Here is a 15,924-nt window from a genome sequence, read left to right as displayed (position 1 = left end):
TTCCTGTATTAAAGCTGATTACATTCTTCGCCTGAACACAACATTATCAGAAAATATTGCCTTACCTGCGACAAACCCAACAACCGCAATGATTGGTAGGCTGATAGTAGCTCCCGCTATGCCTGTAGACATTCCGATCAGTATAGACAGGCCGAAGGTCAATAATATAACCACGAAAGCATACCAGCCGGGGTAGGTTCCATATAAAACAGTCGCCATGCAGCCGGTACAAACTTGCACACCGCGCTGGCTTTCTTTCAGGCAAAAAGGACACTGGATTGTATTGTTTTCCATAATAGATCCCCTCAGATCGCTTTCCAGCCGTTGCTGGTTTTAACAAGATTCATGGCACCATCGGCAGGCTCATTCATCCCTTTCACACCAGAGAATGCGCTTTTGTCCACCCATGATGGAACATCAGTTAACTTCCATGTATAGGTGACGCGAACAACTTTCTGATTACCGTTGCCCGGCTCGGTCCATTCCTTTATCTCAGCAACTACCCGATGACCAACACAGGCACCATCTTTACGATCCCAAAACTCAACCTCTTGGCCTTTGTCTGTTATCTCTAATACATCAACACTGCTAAAACCGTTAGGCTGTTGGGAGACATCAAGCAGTCCCTGATTAGCCAGACCTTTCAGTATTTCATCACTGGCACTGTATCCGGCAGAACGGTAGCCATGATTAACCTTTATAGGAAAACCTTTGTTGAAAGTAACGTCATTGTTCTGCAGTGAATAGCACAGCTTTGATTGTGCAAATTTTGCGTTGATCGCTTTCTCAAAATCGCCTTTTTCACCACAGCCTGATAACAACACGGCAAGAACAGTAATGGATAAAATTTTACGCATGGTTATTATTCCTTATAATGATTGATAGTGCCATTGCTGAACACAACCAGACGAACTGGCATATCAGCATTGTTTACTGTGGCAAAACCACGAACTTCGAAATTGTTGATGGTTCCACGGACGCTTACCTTCTGACCTTTTTTATAGGTAAGAACCGCATCATCAAGACCAGAGTAGTAATCCAACCAGACCATACCGCCGCAGTAGCTTGTATCGGCTGTTTTAAAGAGCAGATAATAGTTAGGAGCTGATTTGGGCATCCCCGTCATCATGTCGCTGGCACTTCTACCCTTCGTAACTTCCAGAACAGTGGCATTGCTGATAGAGATCCTTTTCCCCGTCCATTTCTTTTCTGCTGCCATTGCGTTTTCTTCATAGTCTTTGCAGACAGCACCCAGACCTGATACTGGTGATGCGGGACCAAGGTTTTGAGTGGCGGAACTTCCATTCAGCGCTTTACCTACTGAAGACAAAGATGAGCTGATTGCCCCATTGACTTTACTCACGCCATCATTGAGCTGCTGGCATCCTGTTAGGGCCATTGCAGCTACAAGTAAGATTCTCTTCATTTCATTTCCCATAGGTCATACATAACAAAATGGCTTGTACTGGTATGGGTCGCGTGAACTTCTCTATCTATCACTTTTGATAGCATTGAGGTCACCTGTATCGGCAAACCAGTACATCACCCCAAGCAGATACTACGATAAACGTAGTATTCAAGACAAGGTAAAACTACGATTCTCGTAGCTCTTAATGATGAGGGCTTTTATGAACCAGCGAGAATCCCATAGAGAAATCTTTTGTAAGCGTTTAAAAGAAGCGCGACTTGCTGCTGGCTTGTCTCAAAAGAAGCTGGGCATTGCTGCCGGGATCGACGAATTTGTAGCAAGTACTCGCATTAACCGATACGAAAAAGGAGTACATGAGGCAGATATCCATACTGCTCAAAAATTAGCACAAACGCTAAATGTCCCATTAGCATATTTTTATGTGGAAAATGACCAGCTTGCTACTATCGTGATGAACTTTGATAAACTGTCTGAGGAAGATATAGAAAATATAATTGTCAAAATCAAAAACTATAATCAATAGACGTTATAAAGATCGTTTCCGCGTTGTTAATAATATCTTGCATCCTCCCTCGGGTATAGACGGCTCACATAAACTCCCTTGAGATCTGGTTCAAAGGGAATGTTGTTGACCTATATAATTTCAGTCAGATGACGAGTAAGGTTTCGCGTGGGTTGTTGGACTAATAATATTCTTCCCACTCGATATAAGGGGGTTATTGATAAAATTCATTTAGAGAAGAATTTTTTTATTCTGATAACCCATTGATCCTCAGGTCTAACTATAACTTTACTGGGGTCTCTATTGTACTCTTCCGCAATGAGTTTTTTAAGCTTACTAGTCGATAGATAATCACAAAAATCTTTTATTTTTTCATGAGACGACTTTGTTTTCCTTTCTAAAAAACTCATCCCATTACTTATGTTAGTGAATTTAACACTTTTATTCAAATTATATAAACTCATAAAGCTTCGTAAAGTACTATCACTTTTAGAAAGATTAATTAATGATGTGAACATGAGTTCAGGATCTAATAAATCCTCTATTTCTGTATTTGTCGCATCAGGCGATGCGATACTGACAATATCGGATTTGTCATCACGAATTGACAACCGATAGAACCCAAGTTTTCTATTGTAGTTATTTGAACCATAACCATCAACCTTGATTATATTTTTTGTATCTGTATCAATCAGACACATTACCTTTCCTTTAATTTGTTTATTTTCTTCATTATCAGAAAATGGTACGTGTAAGAAATCGAATATTTTTTTTATATTCCCACACCCATTAAAAGGGAGGATGAATAGATTCGGGATCGTATCTTTTAAAAAGGATTTAAGATATAAATAATCCTCACTTCCTTCACAAAAAATCCAGTTGTATTCATTTTTCTTTAATAAACTTAACATAGATGCCATTAAGTCAAAATAACTTCTAATCTCAATAGAATTAGGGAAAGCTCTTCTGCTTTCTTGAATATTTACTAATGGGAATGCATCTATTTTAACGTTGCCATTATCTTTATGTATATAATGTAATGAAGCATGCATAGGTCTCAATACTAAACCATACCAGTGCGTTGTAATAAATATTTGTCTGTTATATTTTTCAGATAAATTAATCAAGCTTGAAAACTGCTCAAACCTATAAGCTGATTCTAAAGACACCTCAGGCTCATCAATAGCTAAGATGACTTCTTTATTTTTTGGAGACTCTGTAGAAAGAAGTGCAGTTGCAATATCAATCAATGCAATACGTTGTTCTCCAGAGCTTAAATTTTTAATATTTTTAGAATTTTTTGATAATGGCCTGTAAGAAAAGTACTTTAAAAAAATTGAATCCAAAATATCTGTTGGTTTAATAGGTCTTTTAATAGCACCTTTATATTCAAATTTATAACCGTCTGGTATTTTTTCATTAATATCATCAATATACAAATCCAACTTATTATTAATAATGTCAATTACACTATGCTTTTTCGCATTTTTTTTCCCATCATTTAATGGATGGTTTGTTGGTAGGAGGTGTTCTTTATTAGATAAAAGATTTCTAATTTCATCTGAAATCTCTCTATCCATCATGCCCTGCATTTCATTTGCTTGAAGGGATAGTATATCACTTGTTTTATTTTCTACAGGAAGATAAACAAATTTGTAACGCTCAAGTATTTTTTTAAAAATAGAGTTTATTTTATCTCTAGAAACCCCATCTTTTTTAGTTGCATCAGCTATTTTTTTATGAAAAGTGCTCGTGAGCAAAACGTTGCCATCAAAATTTTTACCAATAGCTAAAAGATAATATTCTTCAGGCGAATACCAATTCTTAAGATTATCTCTATATGAAATATAGTTTTTTATAAAATCAGCAGCTGATACGTCAAGAAAGTTATAGTTCCAAAAATAATGAGAAATCCTCTCCATTTGTTGAATGTCATCAGTTGACCATTCATCTTTTTTTATTAGAAATAACGGAAAAATATTAACACGATCTTTCTTTTGTCCAATTGAATATGCCCACTCCTTGCTATCGATGTTATTCATCAAACAGTTAATGCTTTCTAAAATAGCAGACTTACCTGCTCCGTTATCACCTGCAAAAATTGTCATCCTATCATTATCAGACGTCCAAAATGGAATGAAATTTATATTTTCATAATTTTTGAAGTTACGTAAAAATAACCCAGAGATCATTATTTCCCCTTTACAATAAAATCACAAAAATGAAGAGCTTATTTTTTAACGTAATATTTTTTATTTCTATCATTAGTTGCAATTAAAGTGAAGTAATAAAAATAATTATTCTTAAATAGTTTGATATTCCTTTTGCATATGCATTTTTAATATATAGGGATTGTTTTAACAAACATATACAACACAACAGCAGTCTTAAATCTATCTACAGCCTGAGATAATGCCTCAAAGAGATCGCCCTCAATTTTGTGCTCATACTCATTGTTTCTGGACATTACCGCATAGTCATTGGTCAGATCTCGCATGTACGCAAGATCTATCGGCTCGATAGCTATTCTAATGTCTGTGTCCTTGTATTCAGCTACTGGATAGCACATATTGGCATGAAGCACGATACCACCAGAGGCTTCCAGTTCAGATAAGAAGTTATCTTCAACTATGGTCCCACGTATATTCTGTAGTCCAAGTACATTCATCAGTGCGGGCTAATCTGAGGTATTAGCTTTAGCATTTCATCGTAATCATCAGGTAATCTTGAGCTACTTAGCGGGCGCGTGCTATACCGTAAGGCAATTTCAGAAAAAAGTGATGATGAATTTTTTGCCTTAGCGATGAAACAGTGTACAGAAGCCGCTATTGAGCTAAGGCATTCTGTAGAACGAACCCCGAACAACTTTCCAGTTGTCTCATCAGATTTTTTAACATTGAATAAAATACGTAGAAAAATGTCTGTCTGAACGGATATGCTATACTAAATAGCTTCGCACATTGATGCTTCACTTCGCATCGAACGAGGACAACGCGGAAGGAAGGGCGCACACTTCCAAGTGTAGCGCTATTACGCGAAGCTATTTAGTGTAGCCGACACTATGGTATCTGTTCAGGCTTTATTTGGCAATATACTGAATTAAAAAACTATTAAGCATGACGGTTGGCACATCACATTTAACTTCTTTACTCATGGTAAATTTTATTTTATATTTTCTACATAAATTATTTTTAATAAACATGAAGTATATTTTCACTAAATAACCGATATTAATTTTTTATAATCAAAAAATGAGGTTTTATGCGGAATAATAATGAGATAGAAGAGGTAAAGAACCTTTGCAAGGCCTGTTTACCTATTTTAGTTGAATACATAGAAGCAATTGATGTTGACTTTTACAATATAGTATTGTATCAGCAAACAGATAAATATAGATCATATGATGAGTTGTTTGAAATAATTAGAATCTTTTGTCGCGATAATCAAGAGTTATATCTAAAGATCAGAGATTTTGAAAGTGTGCAGTTTTGCATATCTTTTCTGGATTTGACAACAATTTATGAATATTTTATCAATTTTCAACAAAGTTTATATGATTTGTTTGAGGAACATAAGAAATTATGTGTTCATCTTTATGAAGCGTTCCATCTTAATGGTAAAACCCCTGAAATCCTTGTTTGTGCGAATATATATAAACATAAGGATTATGTTTCAGAAAAAATTGATGCTGAATTCAAGGATGAATTTAAACAATTATTATATAAGATTGATTCGTGCAAAACTTCATTCTTAATTAATTTCTTTTCCTATCGAGGATCTCATTACAATGACATAATCTTAAATGAGTACATGACGTTAAAAGATCTCAAACCTAACTTTATCAAAATAACAATAGATAATACAAAAAAATCCATATATGTAGACCAAAATGTATTAAGCGAATATATCTCTGGTAAAGACATTAAACTATGCAATGATATAGATAAATTGAAAGAATCTGGCAGCTCTATTTTTGTTTTTAGTCCATATATCATTGAGGATGGTATAAAAATGGATATTATGCGCTTCAATGTTTACTTAGAGAAAATACTTTCTCTCACTGATGGTGTATTAATGGGGAGAATTGATGGTGAATTAGCATTCATAAATGAAGATATAAACTCATTAGTTGGTAGAGTACTACGCTGGTTACCAGCTACAGTAGCAGCAGAAGAATATAAATACATAACTGCAAAAATTAACGAACTGAGCAACTCATATTTTGATAAGAATAGTAAGCTTGTTAAAAGAATATCTAATAATATTGGATTTTTCTTTAGTGATAAACATGTCATAGAAAACATAATATTAGATAGTGAAAGAGAATTAAGCCTTTATGAATTTTTAAAATGGACAATTATAAGTAAAGGTCTTAGTTTCTCAATAGATGATTTAATTAATAGAGAAATTACTTGGACAAATGATGAGGATCTTATAAATAAAATCGAAGGGTTATGTACTTTCTTGGATCTTATTAACTATAAAACGGAATCAACTAAAGATAAAATGAAAGTAAAATCAAGCCACCAAGATATTCAACACTTGACACACGCTTGGAAATGCAACTACTTATTAACAAATGACAAGAGATTAATTTCAAGAGGAGAATTCATTTACTATATTTTAAGGATAGAAACAAAATTTTTAAGAGCAAATGAAATAAATACACTAATACATTGATTATTATTTGTATTAGCTCAGACCTGATCTGACAGCTACCAGTTACCATACATGTATCTGTCAGATTTAATATATAGTCTTAGAGCAATATCTCAAATCGAATCCAAGCCAATACATATAAAAATATTATTTTAGTTTTGAAATTAGCCTTGCCCATAAAGATTGTTTTTTACCACTCGGTGATGAGTTCGCCCATGACGGATTCATCAGATCACTTGGTAGTAAATATTTATGGTCATCCTCATCAACAACTACAGCATTTAACTTATCAGCCATATGCAACATCTTACAGTAAAGATCCTCATCAGGATGCTTAGTTGAAATTCTTCCATCATTCCAATCAAGCCAAGGCTCATCGTATTTACTTTGGCCACTCCATATAGCAAAAAACTCCCCATTCTTGCTATCTATTGACAGTTCTTTATCATCATCAACAAGCTGAAGCCATTCCACACTACTGATTGGATCGCTTGCACTATCGAACCAATTTTCTGTTCTTATTATGTGAAGTTCCCAGCCCATATACACCTCCGTTGCTTGATGAAGATACAATATTATGATTGGCTATTGCCAGTCAATGAGATCCACCGGTGATACACGATCACGCCCCATTTTCTCAAGCAACTTTTGTAATCTCTTAGCCCTCAAATTCTGAGCCTTTTTCTCACCAATCTCCCAATAGTATTCTTCCCGGCGCTCCGCGACAACTTGACGGAACTTCTTCAAAAGCTGTTCCAGTGTTTTGATGTCGGTAGTAGCCACTTCAGCTTGGATTTTTTATACATATATACCCGTGATCATTTAAGATACTTGCTTTTCAAGCAACAGGAGATAATGCTGTCCAACATGAAAATATTCATTACTGAGCAACAAAAAGTTGAACTTGAACGCCTTCATGATTCCAGTCGTGACGGGTGAGTCAGAGATCGTATTAAAGCCATATCTGTCTTTTTCAACCAGACGCTGCCGGATATAGCTGACTCACTAACATCCCGATTTAACGATAATTTTCAGGTACTCAAACCTGCGTCTTGTGGTTTATGGGTATAAATACAAAATCCAGTCAGTCGAATTCATTATTACTATTTATTCCAGAAATTAATAAAGAATAACTATCCAGTCACACTTAATCATAAGACGAGCGACTACATTAGGAGCTAAATTACATTAGCTCCACTCTATAATATCTAACGGACTTACTTCTTTTAAGCACTGCAATAAATAGGTTGCTTGTTATATAATAAACACCTCTTTTATGTTTTCAAGTGTCTTAGGCCCAATACCTCTAATGCCCCCCAAAATATCAAGATCAAGTTTACCTTCACGAACTCGAGCTTTAATAATTTCTTTGGCGATCGCCCGATTAACATCTAATAAAGCTTCAAGTTCATCTAAAGTAGCTTTGTTGATATCAGGCTTAGAGACAGAAACTTTAGTATTTGACATATACTCAAGCAAATCCGCCACAACTAAATACGTGTGGAATACTGACTTGACAGCTTCAATTCGATCTAACTCAGCGTGAACACCTTTATTTGTTAACTTATTAACTTTATCAAGCCATGATCCAAGAAAATCTATATGTGCTTTGGCAAGATCTTTATTACTTTCGGATTGAATAGCCCCATCCATAAATGCCCAAAGGCGGTTTACGTATTGACCTTGCCCAACTGTCCGACCATTAAACTTTTCCTTCGATGCAGGGTAAAGTTCATCAGCCAACCCTTCCAGAAGCCTACGACATGTAGTTAGAGCTTGAGACCATTCTTCTTCTTTATCTGACGAGATAGATTTAAATGCCAACATTAACTGTTCTGCGATAGCTGGATTTAGATCTAATAATTTATCATCGACAGCATTCTTCAATATGTCAAAACAGTTGCTGACAGTACCTAAGAATTTTAGCTGATTATATATTTGTGATGCTAGTTCATGTGCTTTTTTCCTCACATAATTGATATGTTGGTTTAAATTATTCTTATAGAAAGTGCCATCATTGCCTTTCTTTCTCCTCACAAGGTCAGCATATGTCTCTTCAATAAAACCAATGTTATTATATCCACCACCACTTTCATCATTTTTTAACGTAAGTTCTTCATTTGAATAGTGAACACCAGACTTAATACCTATATCAGATAACGATTTTATATGTTTATTTAATTTTTCCTCATATGCCTTCGTAGTAGTATTTTTGTTATCGATTAAGAACTTTAAGAACAATTTAAGTGGTTTTGTATATTTTTCGTCACCCAAATGAATAGCACACCATACCTTTTTATCATCGTCATTAATGATATCTGCGGTCCGCTGTAATTTTTGTATAGCCGAGAACAAGGAACCTTTTGGTGACTCGAGTTCTTTAAGCGTTTCTTCAATGAGCTGTAATGCTACTTTCTTGTGCGGCATGTAAAGCATCCTTCTACTTATAATAACATAATCATTAAGTTGTGGATTATTACTTATCAAAACTAAAAACGAAACTCTGGAGGTTCAGCCGTCTTAATACTACCGATACGTATGGGTAGCTCACCTTCTCGCTGGCATAGCTTCTTAATGGATTGCCACTCCTCAGCTTCTGTTTCCATGTGAGCAGCGACCGAATCAAAAGCACCTTCGGCTACGGCTATAGTAGGTTCTTTATCTGTTTCATTGGCTACCAGCGCCGTTTTTGATACCTCGGTCCGTTCTTCTTCCAGCCCGGCTAAACTCGCTTTCAACTCATCAAGGCTGCTGGCGGCGTCTCTTGGCGCATAGAAGAACAGCCCACTGATGAAGATAGCTTCCATTACCTCACTGAACGAAAACGAGGTATCACCATAAACTAAGCAGCTATGCTTGGTACTCTTCACCCCTGATACGTTCTTCTTCAACAATCCATCCTTCGACGAAGTAATCAATGTTTGTTTACTATAGAGAATTACAGGTAGATTTTTAATTTCGTGAACATCACCGCTGATACTCCAGCGTTCTTTATCCCCTTTAATGAAGCCTGAAGCATCACAGCTACTTTCTATGTCAAACTCATCAGTCGGGAACCGCTCACGATTAAAATAGGCCGAAAAATCTTCCCCTTCTTCCATATCCTGACGCTTATAAGCGCGATAAACCGAGCTTCGACGGTCAATTCCAATCCATTCAATATCCCATGTCGTTGGCCCGGACGGTTTTCTTACCTCATCTATATAGGCACCAACATCTCTGTCCAGATAAGCCGCTAACAACGCCTTCCACGGCTCTATAGCCAAGAAGATACTTGCCAGTGTTGTTCCTTCTTCAATCAGAGTCGTATGGTGGAAGAAACGGAGAAGAAAAAAGGGATCGGCATCATCTACTGCGTTCTGTATGGAAAGCAACGGAACAGCCGAGGTTTCATCGTAATCGGACTGAAACCGCAGTATTGCATCGGAACAGAAAATTAATTTACCTTCCATCGCTCATCGCCTCCTGACGCTATCAGACAAAGCATTTTACCAGAACACTGTCACTTATTGCATTCAACTTTAACCTAACCCATGTTCGTTGATAGCTCTGGATATAGAACCAGCCAAAAAATATTGGCCTTATGAATAATATCACAACATCTAACATCATTGACTATTTAATACCATATAACAGATTTGAGAAACATATAATATCTGTAAGGTATTAGAATTAATAACTCATGTTATAACATCTGTGATTTTATAGTTTCTTCACTCATCTGCGTGAGTTCTGAAACCAAACGAATATAAATATTCTTTAATCTATCGTTGTCACAACGATTTACAGACTCTGATAACAGATAATGACTGTAATTATTGACACAAATGTCATTACCATTTTCAAGAGTAAGTTTTATTCCATGTTTAGTATTCTCCACTTTGTTTACGATACATATCAGAAATGGTGTTTTCTCATGGGGGTGAAAGAGTGTTATAGTTTTAATGTTGTTCATTGTTTTTACCTTTTTTGTTTATTACTATTTAATACTCTATCGCAAGCAATGGAATCAAATTTATTTGCATTTCAATCATGATTTTTCTTCTTATTTTTAAACTTATTTTTGAAAAGATCTTTATCTTTGTGCTTACGCACGGCTACGCCCTGACACTGACATTTTTATTTTATTCATCTTCTGTTGATTAGATAAAAAGAAAAGTATTCGACAATTGTTTGATCTATTTTCTCCTAATATTGAATGCAGATCCTATGTTTAAACATGGTCTCTCCCTTTATACATATAGCATTTGCTCTTAAACGTATAGAAAAACTATATTCTTCATAGCAGCACTTCGTGATTGTTGGTAACAATCACTTTGCTGAACAGGGCTTGCCCTGTTAATGCTGGATTTGTTCATTAATAATTTTCTTGATATAAAATTACTGTTTGTAATCAATTATAAGCGTTTTAAGCATTAAGATGATGAATATATATCATCCTCCTGCTCCCAATGTCTTACCAAGCTTTCTACGTGGTTTATTAACCTTTTATAAAGCACGTTTACTTATATTCACTGATATCGATTTTTACCTGATACATTTAATAACTATTTATTGAAAACACATCCCTTGTGCTGACGCACGGCTAAGCCCTGATGCTGGTATGAAATTATTTTTCTTAATCACCAGTAAGACATTAATATCTAGATCCTTTTCCCGAACATAATATCCTCTCTCTGACATATAGCATTTGCTCTTAAACGCATAGGAAAACTATATCTTTAGTAGCAGCACTTCGTGATTGTTGGCAACAATCACTCTGCTGTGAGGAGCTTGTCTCCGATAATGATGGATTTATCCAAAAAAGATCGCGTCGTAGACGCTAATAAAACAAAAGAAATCTTAATTAAGCATTCCAAATAAAAGCAGCATTTCGTGATTGTACGAAACAATCACTGGCTGTTCATAACATAAAGTAAAAACAAAAAAATCAAACGGTGCCATTGTTATAAAGCACAAATAAACCACGCAGAAAACCATCCTAAATAACAAAAAAGAAAAACTGATCTCTCTTAACTTCTTACTAATTATTTAATTATAAGCATAGTCCCAGACCAGTGAAATCGCGGCTTCATAAACTTTTCTCCTATGTTTAAACATAGTAAACCCCTATGTTTAAACATAGATCCGTCCTATGTTTAAACATAGCAAGATCTATGTTTAAACATAGTTTATTTAACATATAACATTGTCATAAGAATATACTTCCTATTTTATTTATAGTTCTACTATTGACTTTCACTTTTTTGCATAGTATTAAAATGTGTATAACAAAAATAATAAGAGAGAATAATATGAATACAAACGATGCTGATCTATTACACTTATTTGAATCATTAACAACCGAGCAAAAGATTGATATCGCAAGACGCTTGCTAAAAAACAAAGATATAAAATCAACTACAGTTATCTCCTCTGAGGAGGATAAAGCAATCTCATTTTCGCAACCTTATGTATTTGCCTTTACTTCTAACTTTAGAGTTTTTTCTGATCTTGATATATCCAAGAATGAATTCCGCGTATTAACATACATTTTGGAGTATATGGAGTTTGGAAATCTGATTAACCTTTCACAATCATCACTGTGCAAAGCCTTGAATATTGCTTCCGGTAATATGTCTAACATTTTCAAAAAACTCAGACAGAAAGGAATACTTGTCGAGCATCATGGTCATCTCTATATCAACTCTAATATTTTCGCTAAAGGGATGAGTCATCAACTGGATAAGAAACGTAAAGAACAGTTGAGCAATGCTCGTAATCTTTGCGCAGAAATAGAACAGTATCCAGAAGACTATACGAAACATTCACAAGAAGAAAGAAGAAAACTGACCTTAGAAACAGAGGTTAAAGAAATCTACACTGACGCATTTGTATTCAGTAAGAAGAAAAAGAATAACGCTGTCCCCAACCCTAATAACAGCATACATATCGATAAACCACGTAAAGTATATAAAAGAACGAAGGAAAATGAGGAAGCAAGAAAGAACGTTGATGATTCAAAAAATCACATACAGGAAATATCCTAAACTTATAACCACACTAAGGAGATAATAATGAAAAAACTACCCGGATCGCTTGAAATAAAACTTCACGAAAAACTATCCAAGAGCGATATCTTAAACATATTTGCTGAACAAATGACCATGCTTGAGGAAACATTTGGTATTCAGGAGTTTAAGATTTTCTCTTTCCTTGAATGCTACATTGGAGATAGGAAACAGGCGTTATATTATAAAAGCCGCAACAGTGCAGTAGCCTCATTCAAATTAAAGAGTGTGGAATCCACAGAGAATACCGCAAAACTCATCTCAAAAGAGAATAACCAACGAATTGTTTCCTTTGATAAACAACTAGACATAGAAAAAATATCTAACACGGTCCATCGTATACAGACTTGCAATCCCTATCAGGATTGGTCTGAGGGAATTCGGGTTGTTCCCGCTTGTATTATCAGCAAAATGATCCAAGAGGAACATGGGCGCAAGCAGGATGAACAAGAGCAACTTTACCGCCTCGAACAACAGCGCAAGAAAGAAGAGCAAATACGTAAAGCAAAAGAAAAAGAGGAATATGAACGTCCGTTAAAAGATTTCATTTCCACTAAAATAAAAGAAAGTGGTTTATCTGAAAAAGATTTCAAAAAACAGATCTGTTCAAGCTATGGCTATCTAAAAGACCGTTCTACAAAAACAAGAGACTTTACTGAACGACCTGACCTATTAGCAATATATTTTGATGCCAGATTAATTCGCTACTCAATCAAAAGACCTGATGGGAAGATTGGCAAGGTTGAAATTTATACTGATACTGGTGAACTGATTTTCGAACAATATAAAACTCTTCATCTTGTTTAAAAAGCATAACCTTACCCCGCTTTATTATAATAGGCTAAAGTGAGACATATATTTAGGCATCAAGCTGTTAAGTATCTACCATATAAAGTATCTAAGAGAAATAAAATCATTTAAATCGATTTGAGTTTTTTTAATTTGACACTTCCTCTGTACCTCGTAATATATAAATATCAATATTAAATTATTAACGAGGTTTCCATGAGAAGAGTCAAATTAGATAACAGTGATTTAATCGATTATTTTAATACCGTTGAAGAACTAAAAAATCATATTTCGATAGACGAATATAGAAAAGAGTATCGCAAACTACGTTCCGATGATACCCCTATGATTGAAGCTAAAAAATTCAAATCAGCGCACTTCGAGCTACGTCAGTTAGACAAAAAGAAAGAATCTCTACTTGGTAAGTTTATCGATGAGCTTAATCCTGTTAACCAAGCCTCCGCTTTCGCTTCCAAGAACATTGATAAGCTCGAAACGTATAGTATCTACAGGCAAAGGCTTCTTGAGAAAAACCCTGAAGAGATCGTCATGTTAGTGTTAAAACAGCGTACAGAGGCCGCACTGATGTTTCAGCGTTCCATAGAACAAAGTCTTGAGCAACTCTCTCACATCTCGTCAGAGTTCGAGCCATCAAGCCAAAAGCGTAGAAAAATGTCTCTTTAAAGAACTGCTCTATGTTATCTGTGTCAAATGAGATGTTTTAAGATTGCTTAACCGACAATATTTACTATATTATTTACTGGCTGGTATGCTTTTGATTGCTCAACAGCATTATATACATTGACGTTATTAATTACCCTTTTAAAACACCGGATGACATACTATGAGTGAAGCTCTTAAAACATTGAACAATATTCGTACACTTCGCGCACAGGCTCGTGAAACAGATCTGGCAACTCTGGAAGAGATGCTGGAAAAACTCTCTGTTATCGTTGATGAGCGCCGTGAGGAAGAACAGGCAATACTCAAGGAACAAGAACAACGTCAGGCTAAGCTTGAAGCCTTCCGCCAGAAACTGTTAGAAGATGGTATCGATCCTGCTGAACTACTTTTAGTGGTTGGTTCAACTAAGCCTAAAACCAAATCGACACGAACTCCACGCCCTGCCAAATACAAATATACAGATGATAATGGCAATGAGCAGACTTGGACTGGTCAGGGCCGTACTCCTAAAGCAATTGCTACTGCTATTGAAGCAGGTAAAACATTGGAAGACTTCGCAATCTGATCATTCTAAGGCCGTCAATATATTTTGACGGTTTTAAAAATCAGGCTATATGTAATACTGGAATCCATTCCGTCATTACACTATTGATATACTCATACATTCCTCTAAATAACATTTTCCTGATGTTATCTATTTATGTCCAGATCCCAGTCCAGCACTCTATTATCAACTAAGGATTGTCCTTTTTCCAGATTTCTTATCAACATATCCCTGATATAAAGGTCATAATAAAATGTTACTCTCTCCAATAGCTCTGCCATATCTATATGCTCCTTTTTTTCTTTACCCGAACCATAAAGACCTTTGTAATAATCGAAACCATTAATGATTTCTAACATTTGAGCACGTAACAGTGAATCAACAGCATCCTCTTCTTTTACAAAAGTCATAACATCTTCATCATTTACACTTGCCATCCCGTAAATCCTGTTTACGTATAACATTAATGTCACTGATATAGCAAATATCATCGTTTTATCTTTTTTGCTCATCTTAACTTTTTTCATAAAAATCCTCTCTTATTAATATTAAGACTTAAATAAAAATACACATGAGTTTTAGCAAAACACCCAAGCATTACGCACAAGCCGTTCTGCAACCTCTTCAAAGTTGACCTCTGTAAGGTGTCCTTGATTTCCTTCTTGTGTAGTAAACTTCTCAAAGTTATGACAAATATGATTAATAGTGAGCCGTATAAATGCGCTCATAAAATCAGCATCATCGACAAGATGCGAAATGCTATCACTACACATATCCTGCATTGTTTTCCAGCTCGCTTCAAAAGAACGCTTTGCAAGATCATAGAACAACTCAGTAGATGTATTTTTACTTTCAATATTTTTAGTCATGATTACTCCTCATTTTTACATGATATATTTTAACTTACTCTTATTTTCAGCCCCTGAATACGGGGCTAAAACAAAAAACTACTTTTGAAAATCTTTCATAAAATCCATTTGTTTATGAAATGCCTTTAATGCTTTCAATATAAAATCGTTATCAATGAGTCTTGGTGATAACTTTACATCAAAGAATGTATTCCTTACGACTTTAGGGAACATCTGTTTTGCTACTTTAATACTGTCCTTATAAGTATTCATCATAAAAGCTTCTTCATGCTTGAGTTGTTCTACTTGTTCAGGATGGTTCTGAATAATAGAACTCACACGCAATTCAAAGCATTGTTTAGATAAATGCAGTAATATCTTGTTTGCTTCTTTTTTCAGATCTTTATTCATGATTTCTT

General features: G+C 35.2%; 18 protein-coding genes and 1 pseudogene. 7 read left to right on the top strand and 12 right to left on the bottom strand.

The features are described from left to right. Positions 1-18: 18 nt before the first annotated feature. Genes CWM57_RS09740 through CWM57_RS09730 form a run of 3 tightly spaced genes read right to left on the bottom strand, consistent with a single transcriptional unit; the run spans position 19 to position 1,426 of the window. Positions 19-294 (bottom strand): hypothetical protein, encoded by a 276-nt coding sequence (locus CWM57_RS09740; RefSeq protein WP_100675349.1) that lies wholly within the window; start codon positions 292-294, stop codon positions 19-21. Between the two features lie 11 nt (positions 295-305). Next, the gene (locus tag CWM57_RS09735) at positions 306-857 is read right to left on the bottom strand and encodes a lipoprotein (RefSeq protein WP_100675350.1); all 552 of its coding nucleotides are present in this window, start codon (positions 855-857) and stop codon (positions 306-308) included. Between the two features lie 5 nt (positions 858-862). After that, positions 863-1,426, bottom strand: coding sequence for a hypothetical protein (locus CWM57_RS09730; RefSeq protein ID WP_100675351.1), 564 nt, complete (start codon positions 1,424-1,426; stop codon positions 863-865). A 202-nt stretch (positions 1,427-1,628) separates the two neighbouring features. Here CWM57_RS09730 and CWM57_RS09725 point away from each other — a divergent pair, with 202 nt between their 5' ends. Continuing rightward, positions 1,629-1,952, top strand: a complete 324-nt coding sequence (locus CWM57_RS09725) for a helix-turn-helix domain-containing protein (protein WP_100675764.1) — start codon at positions 1,629-1,631, stop codon at positions 1,950-1,952. 206 nt (positions 1,953-2,158) lie between these two features. Here CWM57_RS09725 and CWM57_RS09720 read toward each other — a convergent pair whose 3' ends face one another. Beyond that, positions 2,159-4,123 carry an AAA family ATPase gene (locus CWM57_RS09720; protein WP_100675352.1) on the bottom strand — a complete coding sequence of 655 codons (1,965 nt, stop codon included), beginning with the start codon at positions 4,121-4,123 and terminating at the stop codon, positions 2,159-2,161. 533 nt (positions 4,124-4,656) lie between these two features. On the opposite strand from CWM57_RS09720, the pseudogene CWM57_RS28400 reads away from it, so the two are divergent. Further along, positions 4,657-4,860: pseudogene (locus CWM57_RS28400) on the top strand (DUF4756 family protein); the annotation flags it as partial. A gap of 332 nt (positions 4,861-5,192) precedes the next feature. Next, positions 5,193-6,611 (top strand): hypothetical protein, encoded by a 1,419-nt coding sequence (locus CWM57_RS09710; protein WP_100675354.1) that lies wholly within the window; start codon positions 5,193-5,195, stop codon positions 6,609-6,611. 126 nt (positions 6,612-6,737) lie between these two features. On the opposite strand, the gene CWM57_RS09705 is transcribed toward CWM57_RS09710, so the two are convergent. From CWM57_RS09705 to CWM57_RS28155, 5 genes are all read right to left on the bottom strand, one after another. Further along, on the bottom strand, positions 6,738-7,133 hold the full coding sequence (locus CWM57_RS09705) for a hypothetical protein (RefSeq protein WP_032724213.1): 396 nt from the start codon (positions 7,131-7,133) through the stop codon (positions 6,738-6,740). 42 nt (positions 7,134-7,175) lie between these two features. Then, entirely contained in the window at positions 7,176-7,385 is a 210-nt protein-coding gene (locus CWM57_RS28160; protein WP_048757356.1) for a hypothetical protein, read from the bottom strand. Positions 7,386-7,844: 459 nt separating this feature from the next. After that, positions 7,845-9,017, bottom strand: coding sequence for a ComEA family DNA-binding protein (locus tag CWM57_RS09695; RefSeq protein WP_100675355.1), 1,173 nt, complete (start codon positions 9,015-9,017; stop codon positions 7,845-7,847). Between the two features lie 62 nt (positions 9,018-9,079). Then, a complete protein-coding gene (locus CWM57_RS09690; protein WP_100675356.1) occupies positions 9,080-10,042 on the bottom strand; it encodes a hypothetical protein in 963 nt (320 codons plus the stop codon). Between the two features lie 233 nt (positions 10,043-10,275). Beyond that, positions 10,276-10,545, bottom strand: coding sequence for a hypothetical protein (locus tag CWM57_RS28155; protein ID WP_100675357.1), 270 nt, complete (start codon positions 10,543-10,545; stop codon positions 10,276-10,278). 1,339 nt (positions 10,546-11,884) lie between these two features. Between CWM57_RS28155 and CWM57_RS09680 the strand changes: the two genes are divergently transcribed. From CWM57_RS09680 to CWM57_RS09665, 4 genes are all read left to right on the top strand, one after another. Then, the gene (locus CWM57_RS09680) at positions 11,885-12,619 is read left to right on the top strand and encodes a replication/maintenance protein RepL (protein ID WP_100675358.1); all 735 of its coding nucleotides are present in this window, start codon (positions 11,885-11,887) and stop codon (positions 12,617-12,619) included. A gap of 27 nt (positions 12,620-12,646) precedes the next feature. Further along, the gene (locus tag CWM57_RS09675) at positions 12,647-13,447 is read left to right on the top strand and encodes a hypothetical protein (protein ID WP_100675359.1); all 801 of its coding nucleotides are present in this window, start codon (positions 12,647-12,649) and stop codon (positions 13,445-13,447) included. Positions 13,448-13,645: 198 nt separating this feature from the next. Next, positions 13,646-14,113 carry a DUF4756 family protein gene (locus CWM57_RS09670; protein ID WP_100675360.1) on the top strand — a complete coding sequence of 156 codons (468 nt, stop codon included), beginning with the start codon at positions 13,646-13,648 and terminating at the stop codon, positions 14,111-14,113. A 160-nt stretch (positions 14,114-14,273) separates the two neighbouring features. Beyond that, positions 14,274-14,678 carry an H-NS family nucleoid-associated regulatory protein gene (locus tag CWM57_RS09665; protein WP_100675361.1) on the top strand — a complete coding sequence of 135 codons (405 nt, stop codon included), beginning with the start codon at positions 14,274-14,276 and terminating at the stop codon, positions 14,676-14,678. A 125-nt stretch (positions 14,679-14,803) separates the two neighbouring features. Here the strand turns inward: CWM57_RS09665 and CWM57_RS09660 are convergent, their stop codons facing one another. The 3 genes from CWM57_RS09660 to CWM57_RS09650 form a co-directional block, all read right to left on the bottom strand. Beyond that, positions 14,804-15,184: a hypothetical protein gene (locus CWM57_RS09660; RefSeq protein ID WP_100675362.1), complete on the bottom strand. Its 381-nt coding sequence runs from the start codon at positions 15,182-15,184 to the stop codon at positions 14,804-14,806. Between the two features lie 51 nt (positions 15,185-15,235). Continuing rightward, positions 15,236-15,526: a hypothetical protein gene (locus tag CWM57_RS09655; protein WP_000164588.1), complete on the bottom strand. Its 291-nt coding sequence runs from the start codon at positions 15,524-15,526 to the stop codon at positions 15,236-15,238. 78 nt (positions 15,527-15,604) lie between these two features. Next, positions 15,605-15,916, bottom strand: a complete 312-nt coding sequence (locus tag CWM57_RS09650; RefSeq protein WP_001030749.1) for a hypothetical protein — start codon at positions 15,914-15,916, stop codon at positions 15,605-15,607. Positions 15,917-15,924: the final 8 nt, after the last annotated feature.

This window comes from Klebsiella sp. G-Nf4 (genome assembly GCF_002810615.1).
GTDB classification, from domain to species: domain Bacteria; phylum Pseudomonadota; class Gammaproteobacteria; order Enterobacterales; family Enterobacteriaceae; genus Klebsiella; species Klebsiella variicola.
Note: the sequence above shows the minus strand (reverse complement) of the source record. Positions and strands in the feature narration are given on the sequence as shown.